A 17,953-nucleotide genomic window follows, 5' to 3' on the forward strand; every position below is an offset into this window, starting at 1 on the left:
CCTCGGATCCCCTCACGTTTGGCGCACCTCTTGCAACGGGCGAATTGCGAATATCAGCCACACCAGCGCGCGCCAAGGGACACAAGATGAAAAACACACCTGACCTCAAGTCGCTCGGCTTTTTCATGAAACCGAGTATCGCCGCTGTGATGCTGATCAACATCAGCCTCGGCACCGCCAATGCCGTACCGCTGGATGATTTCGGCCCGCCACCCCCGACGGACCCCTCGGCGTTTAGCAACCCTCCGGCCGACCTCGATGCCGCGGCGGCTGCCTTGCGGGCCATGCCACCCGTCTACCAGGGCGCCATCGCCCTGCCCAATGGCGCTTTTGGTGCCCGCCTCACCACGCCAACAACCGACAACGTGCTGCCGCCAGCCCTGCAGACATCCTTCAAAATCCCCACCAATGGCAAGCCCAGCCCATTGTTCGGGGCCCAGCCGTACACGCAGCAACTGTTGCTGTTCGAAGAGTTCGGCACGGAAAAACTCGACCCGACACTGCCGGCACCGCCCCTGACCTTCCCGGTTCCGCTCGTCGGCCCGGCGCCCACGCAGGACCCGAACAACATCGCCCGCAGCGGCCCTTCGCCCACGGCGCTGGTAGCCTTCATGCGCCAGCCGGGGCTGTTCCCGTTTCCGTCGCAATTTTCCAACGTACTGGACCGCAACCCGTGGAAAGCGCAGATCGAAGCCTTCCTCAACCGCCATCCGGTCGGCTCGCCGGCCGAAGGCCGGCCGCCAGGAAAAGGCTGGTCGCACCAGCGCTGGAACGAATTCTTCCCGCAGGTCGGCTTCAAAACCGTACAAGCGGGTGCCCAGATCAACAGCGGCATGCGCGACCGCCGACAGTTGCACAACTACGCCGTCGGTGAGTTCGGGCCGGGCGGGCTGTACAACCAGACCTCGATTACCCCGGTCATTGCGGGCACCACCAAAGGCATCAATGTCCGTTTTCACCCCAACATGCCGATTCAGAATCACAAGGCGCTCTGGACCTTCGATGGCACCTTTCCTCCAAAACTGTTGATGGTGCGTTACGGTCAAGCCGCGCTGATGCGCCACTACAACGCCCTGCCGATCGATCCGGCGGCCAACATGGGGTTCGGCCTGCACACCCTCACCACCCACGAACACAACGGCCACTCCCCGGCCGAAAGCGATGGCTTTTCCGGTGCGTTTTTCTTTCCGGGGCAGTACTACGACTATCGCTGGCCGATCCAGTTGGCCGGTTACGACACCATCAACACCAGCGCCCAGGATCCGCGCGCGGCGTTCCCTTGCGCCCCGGACGAAACCCTGTTCGTCAACGATGCCACGCCGGGCCTGAAGACGTGCAACAACGGTAGCATCAAGATCCGTGGCGACTGGCGCGAAACCATGAGTACCCACTGGTTCCATGACCACATGGTCGATTTCACCGCGCAGAACGTCTACAAGGGCAACGCGGTGATGATGAACTACTACAGCGCCCTGGACCGCGGTAACGAAGCCTTCGAAGACGGCGTCAACCTGCGCCTGCCCAGCGGTTCGGCGTTGCCTTGGGGCAACCGCGACTACGATGTGAACCTGATGGTGGCCGACAAGGCCTGGGACGCCAATGGCCAGTTGTGGTTCAACCCGTTCAACACCGACGGTTTCCTCGGCGATCAGGTCCTGGTCAACTGGCAGTACCAGCCGCGCCTGAACGTACGGGCGCGCAGCTATCGCTTCCGCATCCTCAATGGCTCGGTGTCGCGCTACTTCAGGATCGCGCTGGTGCGTGAAATAGTCGGCACCGGCGGCGAATTCCCCGGCCCGGCCGGTTCCGGCCTGTCTTATAGCCGCGTACCCTTCCACATGATCGCCAACGACGGCAACCTGATGGAACATGCTGTGCCGTTCGATGGCACCATGGACCTGGAAGGTAACGGCGACCTGCAGAACCACAACGCCATCCTGCCCACCATGGGCATTGCCGAGCGTTACGACATCATCGTCAACTTCGCGAAAAACGGGATCAACACCGGCGACAAACTGTACTTCGTCAACCTGATGGAGCACCACGACGGCAAGGGGCCGGAGGCTACACTGCTGAGCCTGGCCGACGTGCTGTCCGGGACGTACAAGGCGGTGATCAAGCTGGGCAGCAAAGGGCTGGAATGGACCGGCGGCGACCCGGGAGTTGGCAAGTTCCTGCAACTGGTGGTCCAGCCTTATGCCGGCCAGGACGTGAGCATGAACCCCGCCGACTACGAACCCGCCAAACCGGGCAAGCCAGCCGGCAAGACCATGATCCCGCTGACCCTCAACCGTGACGATCCGGTGGTGCAGGCCAAGCTCAAGGTGGCACGGCATCGCGAGTTCATCTTCGGCCGCTCCGACGGCACCGACGAAGCCCCCTGGACGATCAAGACCGACGGTGGTCAATTCGGCTTCCCCATGGACCCTCGAGTCATCAGCGCCGCTCCGCAACTGGCCAACGGCCCGACCCCTGCCGGGTTCTCTGGCGACGGCACCCTGGAAGTGTGGAGAATCAAGAGCGGCGGCAACGGCTGGAACCACCCGGTGCACGTGCACTTCGAAGAGGGGATCATCCTCCACCGCGATGGCAACCCACCGCCGGAATGGGAAAAATGGGCCCGCAAGGACGTCTATCGCATCGGCGAAGGCATCGACAGCTCGGTGGACGTGGAAATGGCGATCCGCTTTCGGGAATTCGCCGGGACCTACATGGAGCACTGCCACAACACCCAGCACGAGGACACGTCCATGCTGCTGCGCTGGGATGTCGAGCACCCCGGCCAGTTCCAGTTGATGCCAGCGCCCCTGCCCGGCTGGGACGGCGTTACCTACGTCAACTCCTCTGCGCTGCCGACCTTCCGCACTGGCGATACCCGTGCCAATAACGACGGCAATAACCAAATACCGATCGCCAACCCCGACAGCGCCATCAGCAGCACCGGCCAACCGGTGATCATCAACGTCCTGGCCAACGACACCGACCCGGACGGCAACGTGCCACTTAGAGTGGTGGGGCTGGAGCAACCGAACTCCGGCACAGGCGTGGTCAGCACCGATGGTACGCGCGTGACCTACACACCACCGGCCACGGTCACCGCGCCGTTCACTGCGACCTTTACCTATAAGGCCGCCGATGCCAAGGGCGCAGAGTCGGCACCGGCGACGGTATCCGTGGCGGTCTCGACAGCGGTCGTCGAGAACCTGATCGTCACCAGCGCTACCGTCACCGCCCGCAGCAACAGCCGCTGGTATTGGGTCCTGTCCGGCACCACCTCGCGTGGCACGGGCAACACCATCACGGCGACTGCCACGGTCACAACCGGTACGGCGAACCTTGGCACCGCCACCCTGACGCCTACGGCGACAGGCGCGCGCTGGAATATAGCAGTGACTACCGTCGGCAGTGGCCCGTCGCCCAGCCCGACGGCGACCGTCAAATCAGCCTTCGGCAAAACCGTGACGGTGCCAATAGTGGCGCAGTAGAGCGGTTTGATCGGCGCCCGGTCCGCGCAATGTGGATCGGGCGCTTTTTTGTGCGGCGTACTCGCTCCCTCAGGGGATCTCCAGCGAGCACAAATGCTGCGTACGACACCAATCAAACTGTGGGAGCGAGCTTGCTCGCGATGGCGGTGGGTCAGCCACGTGGATGTTGGATGTGCTGCCGCCATCGCGAGCAGGCTTCCACAGGAGGCATGTCGTCGACCGGAAGTTAACGTTCAGCCCGTGTCACCGCTGCGGCGCCACCATCCGGAAGCGGATATTGATCTCGTTGGACACCACACTGTCCGCCCACTCGCCCTCGCCGATCTTGAAGTCGTCACGCTTGACCACCAGTTGGCCCTCGAAGATGCCAATGGAGCTCTCCGGTTTCAGCAGCACCGGCACACTCACCTCTCGAGTGAGCCCCCGCAGGGACAGTTTTCCAGTGATGGCGTAGCGGTTATTGCCCAGGGCTTTGATGGACGTCGACTCGAACGTCGCTACCGGATACTTCGCCGTGTCGAACCACGCCGGTTTTTGCAACTCGGTGTTGGCGTCGCTGCTGCCGGCGTCGATGCTGTTGAGGTCGATGGTCAGCGTGGCGTGGGCGGCACCAGGGTTATCGGTGTCGAAGTCGAGATTGGCCTCGAACTTGCCGAAGGTTCCGTAGCTTCGCGAACCCATCTGCTGATAGGTGAAACTCAAGGTGCTGGCCTTGGCGTTCACTTTCTTGTATTCCACGGCCTCAGCGAACGGCGCCAGGCTGAACTGCACCGGACCGAACACCAACGTACCGGCCAGAACGACACAACGCGCGGATCGAAGGTTCATGGCACTCTCCGGGAGGGCTCCCGTCTTGAATTGGGGTGCCGCACAGGTCGGGTGGCATCAAAATGACTTAAGCAAACAACCGGCGTTTATTCCACCTCACGCGGTGAATTGCGACCACCTGCAGATGGCCGTCGGCACTACCCGCACTCCCCGCGCTGCCACGCCCGCTGCAACAGTTCGATCACCTCGGCATCCGAGGTCTGGGTAAAATCCAGGTACCAATGCCCAATCGACGTGAACCACTCGGGCAGCAGCGGGCAGACCAGTTCGTCCACCTCACTGCGCAAGGCCTGCACCGTCTCGATCGGCGCCACCGGCACCGCCACCACGATGCGCGAAGGCGCCTGCACCCGCAGCGCCTGGATCGCCGCCCGCATCGAAGCGCCGGTGGCCAGGCCGTCGTCGATCAGGATCACCACCTGATCCTTGAGCTGCACCGGCGGCCGCGTACCGCGGTAGACCTTCTCGCGGCGCAGCAGTTCGCGGCTTTCCCGTTCGACCACGGCGTCGAACGCGGCGCGATCGATCGGGTGCACCCGCAGCGCCTCTTCATTACGAATCTGGATACCGCCACTGGCAATCGCGCCCATGGCGTACTCCGGGTGGGACGGCACGCCGAGCTTGCGCACCAGCATCAGGTCCAGGCGAACCTTCAGCGCCGTGGCCACCTCATAAGCCACCGGCACACCGCCACGGGGCAAGGCCAGAACGATCACATCGGGGCGGTTAGCGTAAGGCAGCAGCGGCTCTACCAGCCGTCGCCCCGCCGCTGGCCGGTTCTGAAAAATGGAATGCGATAAGGGGCTCATTTGAAAACCTCCCCAGGCGAACACGCCTGCGAACTTCAGCCAAATCACCCAATTGTGGCGAGGGAGCTTGCTCCCGCTGGGCCGCGCAGCGGCCCCAAAAACCTCAAGGTAACTCTCGATTTTTGTGAGCGCTTTGCGCTCAAGCGGGAGCAAGCTCCCTCGCCACAGAGTTCAGTGAACAGCATGCCCCTCCCGCGGCGTTCCGCCTACACCAACCGCTCAATCTTCTGATGCCGCCACACCAGTTTGTAATACAGCGTCTGCAACACCAGCATCCCCAGATACGCCACCGGAAATGCCATCCACACCCCTTGCAACCCGAACTTCGCATCCAGCAGATACGCCGCCGGCAACTGCACGCCTACCACGCACACAATCGAAATCGCCACCGGCACCATCACCGTGCCGCTGGCGCGCATGATGCCGCCGATGATCGCCTGGAAACCGAACACCAACAGGCTCCAGAGCATGATGTGCAACAGGTGCCGGGCCATGATCCGCGTCGCCTCTTCGGTGAGGAACGACGCCAGCAACCAGTGCGACAGCAAATACCCCAATACCACCAGACCACCGGTCAGGCACACATTGATCATCAGCCCGGTTTTCAAAATCGGTCCCATGCGCTCGATGCGCCCGGCCCCGATCGCCTGCGCTCCGAGGATCGACGCGGTGATCGCAATCGACAGCGCCGGGAACTGCACGTAATTGACGATCTGCGTCACCGCACCATACGCCGCTGTCGCCCGGGAGCCGTGCTGGTTCACCAGCGCCAGAATCACCAGCTCCGACAGTGACAACACCACCATCTGCAAGCCTGTGGGCAAACCGATGCGCAGCACCTTGCCGAGAATCGCCATGTCCAGCTTCATCGCCGCAAAGAACTCGAGGTCCGGCGCCAGTGGATGGCCCTTGCCAAGCAAGCGCCACGCCAGCAACCCCATCGCCACCAGGTTACCCACCAACCCGGCAACCGCCGCACTCTGAATCCCCATCGGCGCAAAACCCAACCACCCGCGAATCAACGCCGGCGTCAGCGCCAACCCCACCATGGTCGACACCACCAGCGCCAACAACGGCGACAACGTATCGCTGACCCCGCGCAGCAACTGCGTGAACAACACAAACACCAACAGCGACGGCATGATCCACAACATCACATGGGCATACGCCACCGCATCGTCCAGCACATCCGCCGGCGTCCCCAACCCCACCAACGCCGACCGCGCAAACACACTGCCCACCACCGCCGCCACCAACCCGATCAACACCCCCAACAACAGCGTCGCCCCGGCGATGGCCTTCACCAAATGCGTCTCCCGCGCACCCCACGCCTGCCCGATCAACACCCCCGCGCCGGCGCCAAGGCCGATCACCAGAGCAATGAAGAAGAACACGATGGGGAACATTCCCGACACCGCCGCCAGGGCCTGGGTGCCAAGCATCTGGCCGATGTAGATGCTGTTGACCGTGCCGGACATGGATTGCAGGAAGTTCGACAGGACCATTGGGGCGAGGAACAACAGGTAGGTTTTCCAGAGGGGGCGTTGGGGGTTTGGGGTTTGCATTCGGGAAGGTCCATCTCGACGGCGAGAGCGATGAGTAAGGATAGCGTTGGTGGCTGAAACCAAGGGGCGGTGAACATCTCAGGTCTGGGTTTACATTTCCAGTGATGAGATGTGAAAGGTCTGAAGATTCATCGTCACCGGTCCTACACAAAGCTCGGAATGCCTCACCTTCCCGCGCTGAACTCATGCGGCTTATAGTCGGCGCCGTCGCCCAAAAGGCGATTCGGGTTTGGCGACCTGACTTCAGAGAATGCGAAGGCTATCCGCTTCATTGCAGGTATCATCGCACCCGCAAAGCCGCTGTTATGGCGGCTGTGCGCGGGAGGCCTTCGGGTCTGCCGGTTTTCTCTGTGCCGGTTCGCCAACCTGCGCACAGCTGCCACCCAATCGTTTGGCGACGACTGCGTGACGGCCTTGAGCCAATCAAACAGAGATCTTCACAATGAATCGATATATGCCTCTCACCGGAATCGACCTGGTTCCGGCCTCCCTGCTCATCGACACCCAAGCTCCACTCGACGCCCTGCAAGCCATGGCGGATTACCGTATTCGTACGGTCACGCAGGTACTGGAAAACATCGCCTACCGATCCGAACTCGGTTGCGACACGGTGGTACTGGAGGACTTCTGCAAACTGCTGGTCATTCCGTTGCGCGATGGTTGTGATTTGATGGATGTGATTGGTCGCCGGCTGCGGGCGCAGGCTGCGGAGTAAAGAAAAACGGGCGAAGATACTCAATATGCCCGTAACAAAGAGAAGAGCCGCTGCGGCAACGGCTCAACCTGGGAAACCTTCGATGATTTAAACGACTGGACAACGAACCGGACGACCACGAAATGATGGCTACTGTCACCGTTCTCTGGCACCTGCATTCAGGCACTTGGTGCTGTCAATCAAAGGTATATTTGCCTTCGAGCATGAATGCCGGTTCTCTCCAGTTGGGCCCTCTCACAACTCCGCCCCCACTATATTTGATAAAACCGGCATCACACATTTTGTGGACAAGGTTCAATAGCCCTATGTTGTTCTCCACATGCGCCCAGTTAGCCCGATTATAAAGGCCATCAAGCTGAGGAAAGGAAATACCTAATTGATTTTTGGTTACAAATAGAATTACCTCTTCAGGTTTCTCGTTAAGCACGATGGTTGCAATGACGCTCATTATTTTATCCCTCCAAGTTCCTTGTACTCTCGTTCCCTTTGCTTTTCATCCGCTTCTAAAGCATCAGGCGTATAGAGCAATTCAAAAGCATCTTTGACTTTGTAGTCCTCCAGCGTCGCGGCGTGAGTGTTGTTCCAAACAACACCGTCATCCGAGTTTACACCGTCAGCTACACCTAATGCTCTGAAACGTTCCAGCTCTCTGATTTCATGAGTATAGAAGCGTTTGTCCACATCTGTGATTACCAATTCACCCAGCAGAATTTTTTTCAAGCGATCAATCATGATGGCATTGGCATCCGAAGATCTGAAACGTCCCGTATGTAATTTGATCAGGTCAATACCCGCTTGGGTCACCGTAGCACTTGTCCAATCGAGATCAAGGATTGGGCCTCCAGCTTTGGCAGGATTGAAAAGTCGACCACTGTATTTTCCTCTTGTGGTTGCTCCTTCATAAGGACTATTAAAAACGACGTAGATTGGTGGTAGACCGCTTTCAATCGGAAAGCAGTAAATGCAATCCCTGAAATCAGGCAATTCGACCGCGGGCAAGGTTTCAGGCTGCACAAGCAATGGCGACAGCGTAACTCCAGTGTATGTCGGTACTTGCGCAGGTCGGGCAGGCGAAGTTGTCGAACCGTTTCCCAAGTGAATAATTGGAAAACTGAGGATAATGGGCGGTGTATCGTTTGACGTGAAACTGTAGCTGCTGGTCGTTGGATCGAATGCCAATGCTCGTACTGGCACTTTTGCCGAGACACTCCCTCCAGCCGGGGTTGCAACGAGTGTGTATTGGTTAAGGTCGCCATAAATCCGATAAGGAAGGTCAATGGTTCCTTCGGTAGCGGCGATTTCATTCAGGTTTGACGGCAGCTTTGGTAAAAAAGTGGTACCGGGTAGTTTGAGAGCTGTTTGAGGAAAGCGTTCGCCGTTAGCAAGAGCAGGTGAATAGAACAAGGCTCCGATCCCAACAGCAGTGGCCCGACTGATTAGTGCTTCCCCCAACCCTGCCAATAACCTAATGCCTCCCTGGATTCGCGCCCCGAAGGTCCAACCGTCGGCGAAATGGATGGCAATGGCACCCGCCACGGTTCCTGCCTCTTCGCCATGACCAATGGGCAATCTGTAGGTGTAGGCGACTTCGCCCCTTGCCAAGGCGCGATGGATTTCAGCGTCTGCAGTTGCGGAAGCGTCCTCCAAAATGCGAACGGCCTCGATAAGGATTCGTTTAACGTAGGCGGCAGTTAGCGACAACAGGAATTCTTCATAAAAACTTAGTCGTACTTCATCATCTCTTTCTGACTCCACATCACTTGCAAAAAACTCGGCAATTGTTTCTCTGTCTAGCGACAATGCGTCCACGCCAATATGCAACATTGCATCGTGCCAACTTCCGTGCATTGTGACCCTTTGCAAAAGCTCAACGATGATCACTTTCTTTTTTAAGGCAGCTTCCAGCGCATTTAACTCTTGGGAGTCAATGCCTGCGGCTATGCGTTTCTCTAGATAATCTCGAATATTCGGTGCACCACCCGAAAAAACATTCGATATCTGATCGTGCGCCGAAAGAAATATCGCCACTAATTGTTGGTATTCGTTTCTGGTTTTTTTGACGCCCTCAATACTATGCGGCGTAGTAACCGCCGGGACATTCCCATCCCAAAACAAAATACTATCGAAGATTGAAGGAAAAACTGAGGCTTGCGCAGCTTGAACCGGCAGAGACCCAGACGTTATTGAAGGTGAATAATGAGTAACTGGTTTTTGCATATAGCACTCCATGCAACAATATTAATTCCATTAAATAGACAGAACAAAAGTTATGCCGCAACAACGTAGCAATTTCAATACTTCAATATTTACTGCATACGTCGCGCGCGGAAGATGATGAGCGGCAGTTGCAGGCGCAGGTGAGAGAGTGACTACATTTGGGCGCCTAAGGCGCCTGTGTTCTTCTTTTGGTCTAGTCCTGAAACAGATTTACACCTGTTTCACCCAAGCGCCCCAACCATCGGCGCTAGGCTAAGAGACTAGATCAGTCGGACTACCAGGGCGACGACAACAAAGATTGCCAGTGCCAGCCCGGCACCGATGCTGAACGGCACCACAGCAGAGCGGATGGCATTCGGGGCGGGACTACGCATCTCTTCGACAAAAGCTGCAACGTCGCGGTGCAGTTGTTCAATGCTGGCTTGATTCGTAGGTTGTGTGGGCATACTGCTACTTCCTGTGTGGGTCACGAGTCGTGTCTGCTGTGTGAACCCATGTTGGGAAATGTGGGCTGCGCAACGGCATAACTCAAGTGCCGCCGATGAAGCCCCCCCCCCCGAACAGCCGGTTATCCCCCCTTTCTGCGCCGTCAATATTTACCGTTTTTCATCTTTCGAATAGCGGGTTACTCCTGCCAAAGTCGTAGGAAAAATCCGAGAATTGCGTAAGGGGATCAAACAACGGGACCGAAAAAGAAAAGCCGATCGCTCACAACACAACCCCAAGCGCCAATCAACCCAGCCCACAGTCGATTAGCTAAACTTCATCAGTAAACCACCTCGCGAATCCCTGAAAATTCAGGAGGCGAATCATGAGCAAACAACCTCAACCCCAAAGCCGCTCGAACCCCCAACCCAGATCCCGTCCGTTGGTGCCGAACCTGCCGAGCAAAACAGGCAAAAAGTCTGGTCGCTTGCGCGGTAACTATCCGCCGAAGAAATCGTAGTTGCCTCGGGTGTACGACAGGCTTTGCAACTGAGCCTGTCGTACTCCCCGTCACTAAGGACCTGTGTCGAGGACAGTCAACTGGCGGCGGCGACGTTGCAGGCGGTGGGCAGCGACATCTCGCAGATCGATGAGCTCAATGGGCGAATTGTCACTACCACCCGCGAACAATCCATGGCGAGTTTCGAGATTCTCGGGCGCTTGCAGTCGGTGCAGAGCATTGCGCAGAACACGGCGGATGACGTGGAGACACTGGCGCTAAGCAGTCGGCGTTTGCCGCCGATTGCCACTCGGCTGGATGCGTTGGGGCGTACGTTTCATCAGTGATGCTCGACGCGGGAGGTTTTCCGTTGGTCGAACTGATTTGATCTACAGATTCAACATATCTATCTTTGAGTCTATAGACTCAAGATAGGTGTTGATCATGGCCGTCCCCCTGCAACCCCAATCCTTCAGCAAAAACCAATGCGTCACTGGCCTGCGCGCCGCCGTGAGCATTCTGGAAAAGTGGAAAGCCACCAGCGACCAAGCCTGTCGCATCCTGCGTATTTCCCGCAGCACCTACACCCGCGCCCGGCAGCGGGACCCTGATTGGGCGGTGGCGCTGGATGCGGACCAGATGCAGCGCATCAGTTTTGTGCTGAACATTCACGCGACGTTGCGGCTGGTGTTCGACAACCCGGACAACGTGTATGGCTTTGCCTCGATGGCCAATGACAACGAGTTTTTCAACGGGCGTTCGCCGTTGGAGATCATGGCCCAGGGCGACATGATTGCGTTGTATGAAACCTTCCGCCGCATCGATATGCTGCGGGGTGCGCAATGGTGATGGCGAGTGAGCTGGAGGTGTTAGCCGGTCAGTCGTTGCAGGCTTATCGCCTGGTCAATTCGAAGTTTCCGCCCATTGCGTTATTTGATGATGTAGCGGATGCCGACGAGTTCGAGGTGTTGTTCGAGATTCAGGCGTTGACCAATCCGCGGTTGAAGAATGAGTTGGGACAGCTTGAGTTGATTGCGCGCAGCGAGATTCCGTTCGGGATCGCGGGCTGCTCTTACGCGATTGCGCCCTTTACCCATGTCAACCCGGCGGGTTCGCGCTTCAGTGACGGCAGTTTTGGCGTGTTGTACCTGGCGGATTCGATGGAAACGGCACTGGCCGAGGTGCGGCATCACCAGGCGCTGTATTGGTCGAAGGTGCCGAGCCTAAACTATGAGCGGTTTGTGTTTCGGGGGTTGGCGTGTGCCTTTGGCGATGGCGGGATGAAGGATGCTACCGCCCTGCCGCTGACCGATCCGGTGTATGCGCTGGACGACTACAGCGATTCCCGGCACCTTGGTCTGGATGTTCGCAAGACCGGTTGCCCTGGACTGCGTTATCACTCGGTGCGTATGCCGGGCAGTCATTGTTGGGCGCTGATGACGCCGAGGCCGGTTTCGTCGATTGTGCAGGCGGCGCATTACGAGATGGTCTGGAATGGGCAGATCACCAGCGTGAGCCAGATCAGTGAGGCTTGAGCCCCGTTGTCAGGCACTTGAAAACCTGTGGGAGCGAGCTTGCTCGCGATGGCAGTCTCACATTCAACAGATGTGTCGATTGACACACAGCAATCGCGAGCAAGCTCGCTCCCACAGGGATCTGCGAGCCATTGACTGCATCGATAGTCACCATCATTTCAATGAAGTTCTCTTAAAAAATCCCCGGCGTAACATCTGCTCCATACCAACCCATCAGCACCCCGGAGCACACCATCATGAAACGCCAGACCCTCCTCAGCATCGCTTTCTCGGTTTTCGCAGTTAACGCTTTCGCCGCAACTTCTGCTCAACCTGTGGTCGCTGAAGGCGGCTCGGATCGTCTGATTGAAAGCCGTGTGGCCGAGGGTGGTTCCGATCGTCTGATCGAGAATCGAGTGGCTGAAGGCGGTTCCGACAAGCTGCTGCAAAACCGAGTTGCCGAAGGCGGTTCCGACCGTCTGATCGAAAGCCGCGCTGTCTGAATGCAGTGCTTTACCGCAGGACTCAACGAAAAGCCCGGCCGCAACAGCCGGGCTTTTTCGTGGCTCACTGTTTGATCGGTGTCACGAGCACCTTTTCCTCGGTGTCGAGGACGAACACCGCCAACAGGCGCGCCGGTTGGGTGTCGCTGGCGTTGGCGCTGACCAGGTGCACGGAACCCGGCTCCTCTACGAAGTTTTCGCCGACGTTGTAGATCTTTTCCGGCTGACCTTTGACCTGGATGCGAAACGCACCCTCCAGCACCGTTGCATAGATGAAGGCGGTTTTCGGATGGGTGTGGGCCGGCGACGCGGCACCCGGCCCATACTCGACGACCACGCCCCTCATGCTCTTGCCAGGGATGTTGGGAATGGGACGGTCGAACACCACCGTCACCTTGCCGTGGGGCGGCTCGGCGGCCGATGCGGCGCTGATCGAGAGTGCTGCAAAGACAGCGGCCATTAGCAATCGGGTAACCATGGGATTTCTCCTGGATTCGTAAGGAAATGCGAGGGTGCGAGCCGTTACTGCGCTGTCGACCGGGCCAGCCAGTCGTCGAAGCGGATCACGCCCAGGCGGGCATTCTTGCCAGTGACCAGCGATTGATCGTCGAGCACGGCACCGAAGTAACGCGCATGCACGTCCGCTACGACCTTGCGGTTGTCCTGGGTCGCTCGCAGAAAGCGCCTGGCCATTTCGTCGATCGGCAGGGTTTCCGGGCCGCCGACTTCAACGGTGCCATTGACCGGTGCAGCCAGTACGACATCGGTCAACGCCGCCACCACGTCGTCGGACGCAATCGGCTGGATCAACGCCGGCGAAGCATGAATCTCATCGCCAACGGCGAACGACTGGACAATGCCGCCGGCAAACTCGCAGAACTGCGTGGCACGCACAATGGTGTAAGGCATGCCGGACGCCTTGATAAGAGCTTCCTGCGCGACCTTGGCCCGGAAATAGCCGGTATCGGGAAGCCGTTCGCTGCCGACAATCGACAGGGCAACATGATGACGGACCCCGGCAGCGGCTTCGGCGGCCAGCAGGTTACGGCTCGACGTTTCAAAGAAATCGAGAACGGCCTGGTCCTCCCACGACGGCGCGTTCGCCACGTCGACCACAACGTCAGCGCCATCCATCGCTTCGGCCAGGCCTTCGCGGGTGATGCTGTTCACGCCCGTGCTGGGGCTGGCGGCGAGCGCATCATGGCCGCGCTCGCGCAGGGTGTTCACAAGTTTCGATCCAATGAGGCCGGAGCCTCCGATGACGACGATCTTCATGGCTTTTCTCCACTTGTCGACTGCAACGATTGCGTCGGTGTAGAGAAAGATTGCCTGCACCGGTGAGGCAAGTCCTTGCGTCGGGCTTGGGTTTACCTTGGCGAGCGCTTGGATTTATGTCCAAAGAAGAGGCTGTTCGTCCAGCACGCCCTGGCGCGGACGGTGCAGCGGGTGTCGAGCTGCCGTATCATCCTCCCCTGTTACCAACCGCCAGCCGCCTGGGACACGGCGTTGAGGGCGCTTCGCCAGGGGATGCTTATCTTGTCATTCGCGTTTGAAGACTACGTACTCGATCAGGAGCGCCGGGAGCTGACCTTGCGCGGGCAGGTCGTGGCCGTCGGCCCGCAGGTCTTCGACCTGTTGCTGCTGTTCGTCAACAATCCCGATCGGGTCCTCAGCAAGGACGAATTGCTCAATTCGGTGTGGAGCGGCCGGATCGTTTCCGAATCGACGATCACCAGCCATATCAATGCGGTGCGCAAGGCCATCGGTGATAGCGGTGAAGAGCAGCGCCTGGTGCGCACCGTCGCCCGCAAGGGTTACCGCTTCGTTGGCCGGGTCAACGGCGCCATGACCGGGCAAGCGCGACAGCCTGACATCGACGAACGCACTAGCGCTGCCCCGAAGCAAATCCCCTTGGCTACCCTTGCTCTCCCGGACAAACCCTCGATCACCGTCCTGCCCTTCCAGAACCTGAGCGGCGATCCGGAGCAGGAGTACTTCGCCGACGGCATGGTGGAGGACATCATCGCCGCCCTGTCGCGTATTCGCTGGCTGTTCGTCATCGCGCGCAATTCGAGTTTCACCTACAAGGGCCGGGCGGTAGATCCCCAAGGCGTTGGCCAGGAGCTGGGCGTTCGCTACGTGCTCGAAGGCAGCGTGCGCAAGTACGGGAACAAACTGCGCATTACCGGACAACTGATCGACGCGACGAGCGGGACGCACATCTGGGCGGAGCGCTTCGAAGGCCTGCTCGACGATATCTTCGAGCTGCAGGACCAAATCACCGAAAGCGTCGTCGGCGCGATCGCGCCGCAACTGGAACGCGCGGAAATCGAACGCGCCAAACGCAAGCCGACGGAAAGCCTGGACGCCTATGACTACTACCTGCGCGGCATGGCAAAACTGCACAGCGGCAGCCGGGAAGCCATCGAGCAGGCGCTGCCGATGTTCTACCGGGCCATCGAACTCGATGCGGAGTTTGCCTCGGCCTATGGCATGGCCGCCTGGTGCCATTTCTGGCGCAAGCTCAATGGCTGGATGACCGATCGACCAGCAGAAATCGCCGAGGGCATACGGCTGGCGCGTCTGGCGGTGACACTCGGCCGCGACGATGCCGTCGCGCTGACCCGGGGCGGACATGCGCTGGCTCACCTGGCCGGCGAAGTCGACGCCGGCATTGCACTGCTCGACCGGGCGCGGCTGCTCAATCCCAACCTCGCCCCCGCCTGGTTTCTGGGCGGTATCCTGCGTGCACTGCACGGTGAAACGGACGCCGCCATCGAGCATTTGAACCATGCCGTTCGCTTGAGCCCGCTGGATCCGGAAATGTTCAGGATGCAGGTCGGGATGGCGCTCGCGCATTTCTTCGCCGGGCACTTCGATGCCGCTGCGGACTGGGCGGAAAAGGCCCTGGGCAATCTGCCCAGTCTGCTGATCGCGGCGGCGCTGGTGGCGGCCAGTCATGCGCTCGGCGGTCGAATGGATAAAGCGAAGTGGGCGATGCTACGTCTGCAAAAACTGGATTGCTCTTTGCGCCTGGGTACTCTAAAGGATTGGCTGCCCATTCAACGGCCTGAGGATTTCTCCCGTTTCGTCGATGGACTGCGGCTGGCGGGGTTGCCGGAGTGAAGGTCGCTAACCTGTAGCTGGCTTGCCAGCGAAGGACTCAAGAGCGCCGCATTCAGCCCGTAGTATCGACGCCAATCGTAGGGATAGCCGTTAAATCGCCCCCATTACTCGCCACAACGCCTGATGCAAAGCAGCTTGATCTGCCGCACATCGGTGCGGGCTACGCAACACTTTGCGCGAAGGCTTTGGCGCATCTTCGTGCGCAGGCAATTGTTCAAGTGAACCGGCGATCAATCATCCTTGCCAATTTCTGCGGATCTCGCTCGCCGACAATGATGGCTCGCAAGATTCTCATTCCAGTCATTCCGGAAATATCGCTGATGACATTGGCCAATTGAATATTCATCTGGCTGAGCGCTTTTTGAATTCTGTTCAATGCCTGAGCTTGATCACGCACTTTGGCTGCTCGCTGGCGGACCAACGCTCGAATGGAGCAGATCGCGTCAGCCGGACGGATGCGGGTGAACGAACTCAAAACGTTGCCTGGCTCCTACAGTGAATCGGCGTTTGTCTGTGAGAGACTGGTTGGCTGGCGGGCCGCTTTCGCTGCCCAGAGGCCGCCAAGGTCAAACAACCCCAACAACCCCATCCCCATGCATCTGCCGCAACAACCTCAGACCACCCTCGAAAAACGCCGATGAACCAACCTGCCCCGCCTCGACCGCCAATCCTTGCAACTGCTCACGCCCGGTCACTTCGGGAAACTCGTCAATTCTCTGCAACAACCGCCACGCCAACGGACTCAGTTCAGAAAACCTCACACTCCAGTCCTCCGCCCGCCGCACCAGCAGCAATGTCGGCTGATCGGGCAAAGCGTCCGGCTGATGATCCGGCCCCACCCGCTGCACCGGCCAGGCATACGCCAACGGCCAGGCCAGCGCCGACACCTGCAACGGCCGCTCCAGCAGCAACGCAGCATCACCGCTAACCAGAGGCTCGGCGTCGGACTGTTGCAAGGCCATTTCCACCCACTCGTAATGCGCCAGCTCCACCATGAACGCTGGCCACGGCCCATCGCTCGATGCTTGAGGCTCAGTCACGAGAAACTCGACAAACTCCTGGGCGATCTCGCCGAATTTTGGCGTGCGGGCGCGGTAGTCCCGCAGAAAGATGCGCACCAGCGAACGCCAGCGCTCACCCCCCAGAATCTTCAGCAGCACCGCAAAGGTGCCACTGAGCAGGGACGACAGGTTGGCGAACACCAGATCGCGGTAAACCTGTGCCCGCACCGGGTCCATTTCGGTGGGAGGCGCGTGCTGCTCAGGATCGCGCAGGTACAGGCCCATGGTGATTTGTTGCTGCAAAAGACTCGACTTTTCCACGGCTCAAACCTCCTGTTGCAGGCGGCGAATGGTCTGCAACTCCGCCACCAGTTCGGCGAATGCCGGAAAGTTGAAATCCCGCTCCAGCAAGGTCGGTTGTACGCCAAACCGGACATAAGCCTGGGCCAGCAACGACCACACCGCCGGTTTCACCGAGGCGCCATGGGTGTCGATTTTCAAGGTATCGGACTCGTCGAAATGCCCGGCGATATGCATCGCCACAACCCGGCCCGCATCGATGCCCGCGAGAAACGCCTGCGGATCGAAACCGTGGTTGATCGAGTTGACGTAGACATTGTTGACGTCCAGCAGCAGGTCGCAATCAGCCTCGCGCAACACCGCATTGGTGAACGTCACCTCGTCCATGTCCTGTTGGGGCGCGGCGTAGTAGGAGACGTTTTCCACCGCCAGGCGCCGGCCAAGGATGTCCTGGGCCTGACGGATACGCGCGGCGACGTGGTGCACCGCTTCTTCGGTAAACGGCAGCGGCAACAGGTCGTACAGGTGACCGTCATCGCTGCAATAGCTCAAATGCTCGCTGTACAACGGCACGTTGTAGTGGTCGAGAAAATCCCGGACTTCCTGCAAAAACCCGACGTCCAGCGGCGACGCCCCGCCCAGGGACAGGGACAGGCCGTGACAGGACAACGGATAACGCTCGGCCAGCACCCGCAGCGCCGCACCGTGGGCACCGCCGATGCCGATCCAGTTCTCCGGCGCGACTTCCAGAAAGTCGAAATGTCCGGCTGGGGCCGCTTGCAGTTCTTTGAGTAAACCGCGGCGCAGGCCAAGCCCTGCGCTGGCCCTGGCTACGGGGGCAATGGATGTCTGCATGGTGTCGATCTCGCATGTGTCCAGGATTGCGGGCAGGTGCCCGCCTTGAGACACAGTTGATCGAACGGGTGTATCGGGACTGTGTTCGGCTGGGGCCTGAAGTTGCGCGG

General features: G+C 59.2%; 15 protein-coding genes and 3 pseudogenes. 7 read left to right on the forward strand and 11 right to left on the reverse strand.

Annotated elements, in window-relative coordinates:
• Positions 1-86: 86 nt before the first annotated feature.
• Positions 87-3,485, forward strand: a complete 3,399-nt coding sequence (locus KGA81_RS11900; protein ID WP_223545978.1) for an Ig-like domain-containing protein — start codon at positions 87-89, stop codon at positions 3,483-3,485.
• A gap of 243 nt (positions 3,486-3,728) precedes the next feature.
• Here the strand turns inward: KGA81_RS11900 and KGA81_RS11905 are convergent, their stop codons facing one another.
• The 3 genes from KGA81_RS11905 to KGA81_RS11915 form a co-directional block, all read right to left on the reverse strand.
• Positions 3,729-4,313: a YceI family protein gene (locus KGA81_RS11905; protein ID WP_223545979.1), complete on the reverse strand. Its 585-nt coding sequence runs from the start codon at positions 4,311-4,313 to the stop codon at positions 3,729-3,731.
• Between the two features lie 137 nt (positions 4,314-4,450).
• Positions 4,451-5,122 (reverse strand): phosphoribosyltransferase, encoded by a 672-nt coding sequence (locus KGA81_RS11910; protein WP_223545980.1) that lies wholly within the window; start codon positions 5,120-5,122, stop codon positions 4,451-4,453.
• Between the two features lie 206 nt (positions 5,123-5,328).
• Entirely contained in the window at positions 5,329-6,687 is a 1,359-nt protein-coding gene (locus tag KGA81_RS11915) for an MATE family efflux transporter (RefSeq protein ID WP_223545981.1), read from the reverse strand.
• Positions 6,688-7,129: 442 nt separating this feature from the next.
• Between KGA81_RS11915 and KGA81_RS11920 the strand changes: the two genes are divergently transcribed.
• Complete coding sequence (locus KGA81_RS11920; protein ID WP_223545982.1) at positions 7,130-7,402, forward strand: hypothetical protein; 273 nt, start codon at positions 7,130-7,132, stop codon at positions 7,400-7,402.
• Between the two features lie 175 nt (positions 7,403-7,577).
• On the opposite strand, the gene KGA81_RS11925 is transcribed toward KGA81_RS11920, so the two are convergent.
• The 3 genes from KGA81_RS11925 to KGA81_RS11935 form a co-directional block, all read right to left on the reverse strand.
• The gene (locus KGA81_RS11925) at positions 7,578-7,850 is read right to left on the reverse strand and encodes a hypothetical protein (RefSeq protein ID WP_102685608.1); all 273 of its coding nucleotides are present in this window, start codon (positions 7,848-7,850) and stop codon (positions 7,578-7,580) included.
• The gene (locus tag KGA81_RS11930) at positions 7,850-9,619 is read right to left on the reverse strand and encodes an S-type pyocin domain-containing protein (protein ID WP_223545983.1); all 1,770 of its coding nucleotides are present in this window, start codon (positions 9,617-9,619) and stop codon (positions 7,850-7,852) included. Before KGA81_RS11930 ends, KGA81_RS11925 begins: the two co-directional genes overlap by 1 nt.
• A gap of 260 nt (positions 9,620-9,879) precedes the next feature.
• Positions 9,880-10,065: a hypothetical protein gene (locus KGA81_RS11935; protein ID WP_223545984.1), complete on the reverse strand. Its 186-nt coding sequence runs from the start codon at positions 10,063-10,065 to the stop codon at positions 9,880-9,882.
• Positions 10,066-10,624: 559 nt separating this feature from the next.
• Here KGA81_RS11935 and KGA81_RS11940 point away from each other — a divergent pair.
• The 4 genes and pseudogenes from KGA81_RS11940 to KGA81_RS11955 all read left to right on the forward strand — a co-directional run.
• Positions 10,625-10,891 (forward strand): annotated as a pseudogene (locus tag KGA81_RS11940) (methyl-accepting chemotaxis protein); the annotation flags it as partial.
• Positions 10,892-10,988: 97 nt separating this feature from the next.
• Complete coding sequence (locus KGA81_RS11945) at positions 10,989-11,393, forward strand: antitoxin Xre-like helix-turn-helix domain-containing protein (RefSeq protein WP_223545985.1); 405 nt, start codon at positions 10,989-10,991, stop codon at positions 11,391-11,393.
• On the forward strand, positions 11,387-12,079 hold the full coding sequence (locus KGA81_RS11950) for an RES family NAD+ phosphorylase (RefSeq protein WP_223545986.1): 693 nt from the start codon (positions 11,387-11,389) through the stop codon (positions 12,077-12,079). The genes KGA81_RS11945 and KGA81_RS11950 overlap by 7 nt, the downstream gene beginning before the upstream one ends.
• Positions 12,080-12,315: 236 nt before the next feature.
• Positions 12,316-12,552 (forward strand): annotated as a pseudogene (locus tag KGA81_RS11955) (phage infection protein); the annotation flags it as partial.
• Between the two features lie 73 nt (positions 12,553-12,625).
• Here KGA81_RS11955 and KGA81_RS11960 read toward each other — a convergent pair.
• Both KGA81_RS11960 and KGA81_RS11965 read right to left on the reverse strand, forming a co-directional pair.
• Complete coding sequence (locus KGA81_RS11960) at positions 12,626-13,039, reverse strand: cupin domain-containing protein (RefSeq protein ID WP_218430537.1); 414 nt, start codon at positions 13,037-13,039, stop codon at positions 12,626-12,628.
• A gap of 44 nt (positions 13,040-13,083) precedes the next feature.
• A complete protein-coding gene (locus KGA81_RS11965; protein ID WP_223545988.1) occupies positions 13,084-13,836 on the reverse strand; it encodes an SDR family oxidoreductase in 753 nt (250 codons plus the stop codon).
• 261 nt (positions 13,837-14,097) lie between these two features.
• On the opposite strand from KGA81_RS11965, the gene KGA81_RS11970 reads away from it, so the two are divergent.
• Positions 14,098-15,687 (forward strand): winged helix-turn-helix domain-containing tetratricopeptide repeat protein, encoded by a 1,590-nt coding sequence (locus KGA81_RS11970; RefSeq protein ID WP_223545989.1) that lies wholly within the window; start codon positions 14,098-14,100, stop codon positions 15,685-15,687.
• A 61-nt stretch (positions 15,688-15,748) separates the two neighbouring features.
• Here KGA81_RS11970 and KGA81_RS11975 read toward each other — a convergent pair.
• The 3 genes and pseudogenes from KGA81_RS11975 to KGA81_RS11985 form a co-directional block, all read right to left on the reverse strand.
• A pseudogene (locus KGA81_RS11975) lies at positions 15,749-16,141 on the reverse strand (IS110 family transposase); the annotation flags it as partial.
• Positions 16,142-16,253: 112 nt separating this feature from the next.
• Entirely contained in the window at positions 16,254-17,009 is a 756-nt protein-coding gene (locus KGA81_RS11980; RefSeq protein WP_223545990.1) for a DUF2063 domain-containing protein, read from the reverse strand.
• 3 nt (positions 17,010-17,012) lie between these two features.
• Entirely contained in the window at positions 17,013-17,843 is an 831-nt protein-coding gene (locus tag KGA81_RS11985) for a DUF692 domain-containing protein (protein ID WP_223545991.1), read from the reverse strand.
• Positions 17,844-17,953 lie beyond the last annotated feature (110 nt).

This window comes from Pseudomonas sp. A-B-19 (assembly GCF_019947515.1).
Lineage (GTDB): Bacteria > Pseudomonadota > Gammaproteobacteria > Pseudomonadales > Pseudomonadaceae > Aquipseudomonas.

Bases quoted from the DNA above. Each gene is read 5' to 3' on its own strand.
- KGA81_RS11945 (WP_223545985.1), top strand. From the start codon at position 10,989: ATGGCCGTCCCCCTGCAACCCCAATCCTTCAGCAAAAACCAATGCGTC.
- KGA81_RS11915 (WP_223545981.1), bottom strand. From the start codon at position 6,687: ATGCAAACCCCAAACCCCCAACGCCCCCTCTGGAAAACCTACCTGTTG.
- KGA81_RS11935 (WP_223545984.1), bottom strand. From the start codon at position 10,065: ATGCCCACACAACCTACGAATCAAGCCAGCATTGAACAACTGCACCGC.
- KGA81_RS11965 (WP_223545988.1), bottom strand. From the start codon at position 13,836: ATGAAGATCGTCGTCATCGGAGGCTCCGGCCTCATTGGATCGAAACTT.
- KGA81_RS11920 (WP_223545982.1), top strand. From the start codon at position 7,130: ATGAATCGATATATGCCTCTCACCGGAATCGACCTGGTTCCGGCCTCC.
- KGA81_RS11905 (WP_223545979.1), bottom strand. From the start codon at position 4,313: ATGAACCTTCGATCCGCGCGTTGTGTCGTTCTGGCCGGTACGTTGGTG.
- KGA81_RS11930 (WP_223545983.1), bottom strand. From the start codon at position 9,619: ATGCAAAAACCAGTTACTCATTATTCACCTTCAATAACGTCTGGGTCT.
- KGA81_RS11900 (WP_223545978.1), top strand. From the start codon at position 87: ATGAAAAACACACCTGACCTCAAGTCGCTCGGCTTTTTCATGAAACCG.
- KGA81_RS11910 (WP_223545980.1), bottom strand. From the start codon at position 5,122: ATGAGCCCCTTATCGCATTCCATTTTTCAGAACCGGCCAGCGGCGGGG.
- KGA81_RS11950 (WP_223545986.1), top strand. From the start codon at position 11,387: ATGGTGATGGCGAGTGAGCTGGAGGTGTTAGCCGGTCAGTCGTTGCAG.
- KGA81_RS11985 (WP_223545991.1), bottom strand. From the start codon at position 17,843: ATGCAGACATCCATTGCCCCCGTAGCCAGGGCCAGCGCAGGGCTTGGC.
- KGA81_RS11960 (WP_218430537.1), bottom strand. From the start codon at position 13,039: ATGGTTACCCGATTGCTAATGGCCGCTGTCTTTGCAGCACTCTCGATC.
- KGA81_RS11925 (WP_102685608.1), bottom strand. From the start codon at position 7,850: ATGAGCGTCATTGCAACCATCGTGCTTAACGAGAAACCTGAAGAGGTA.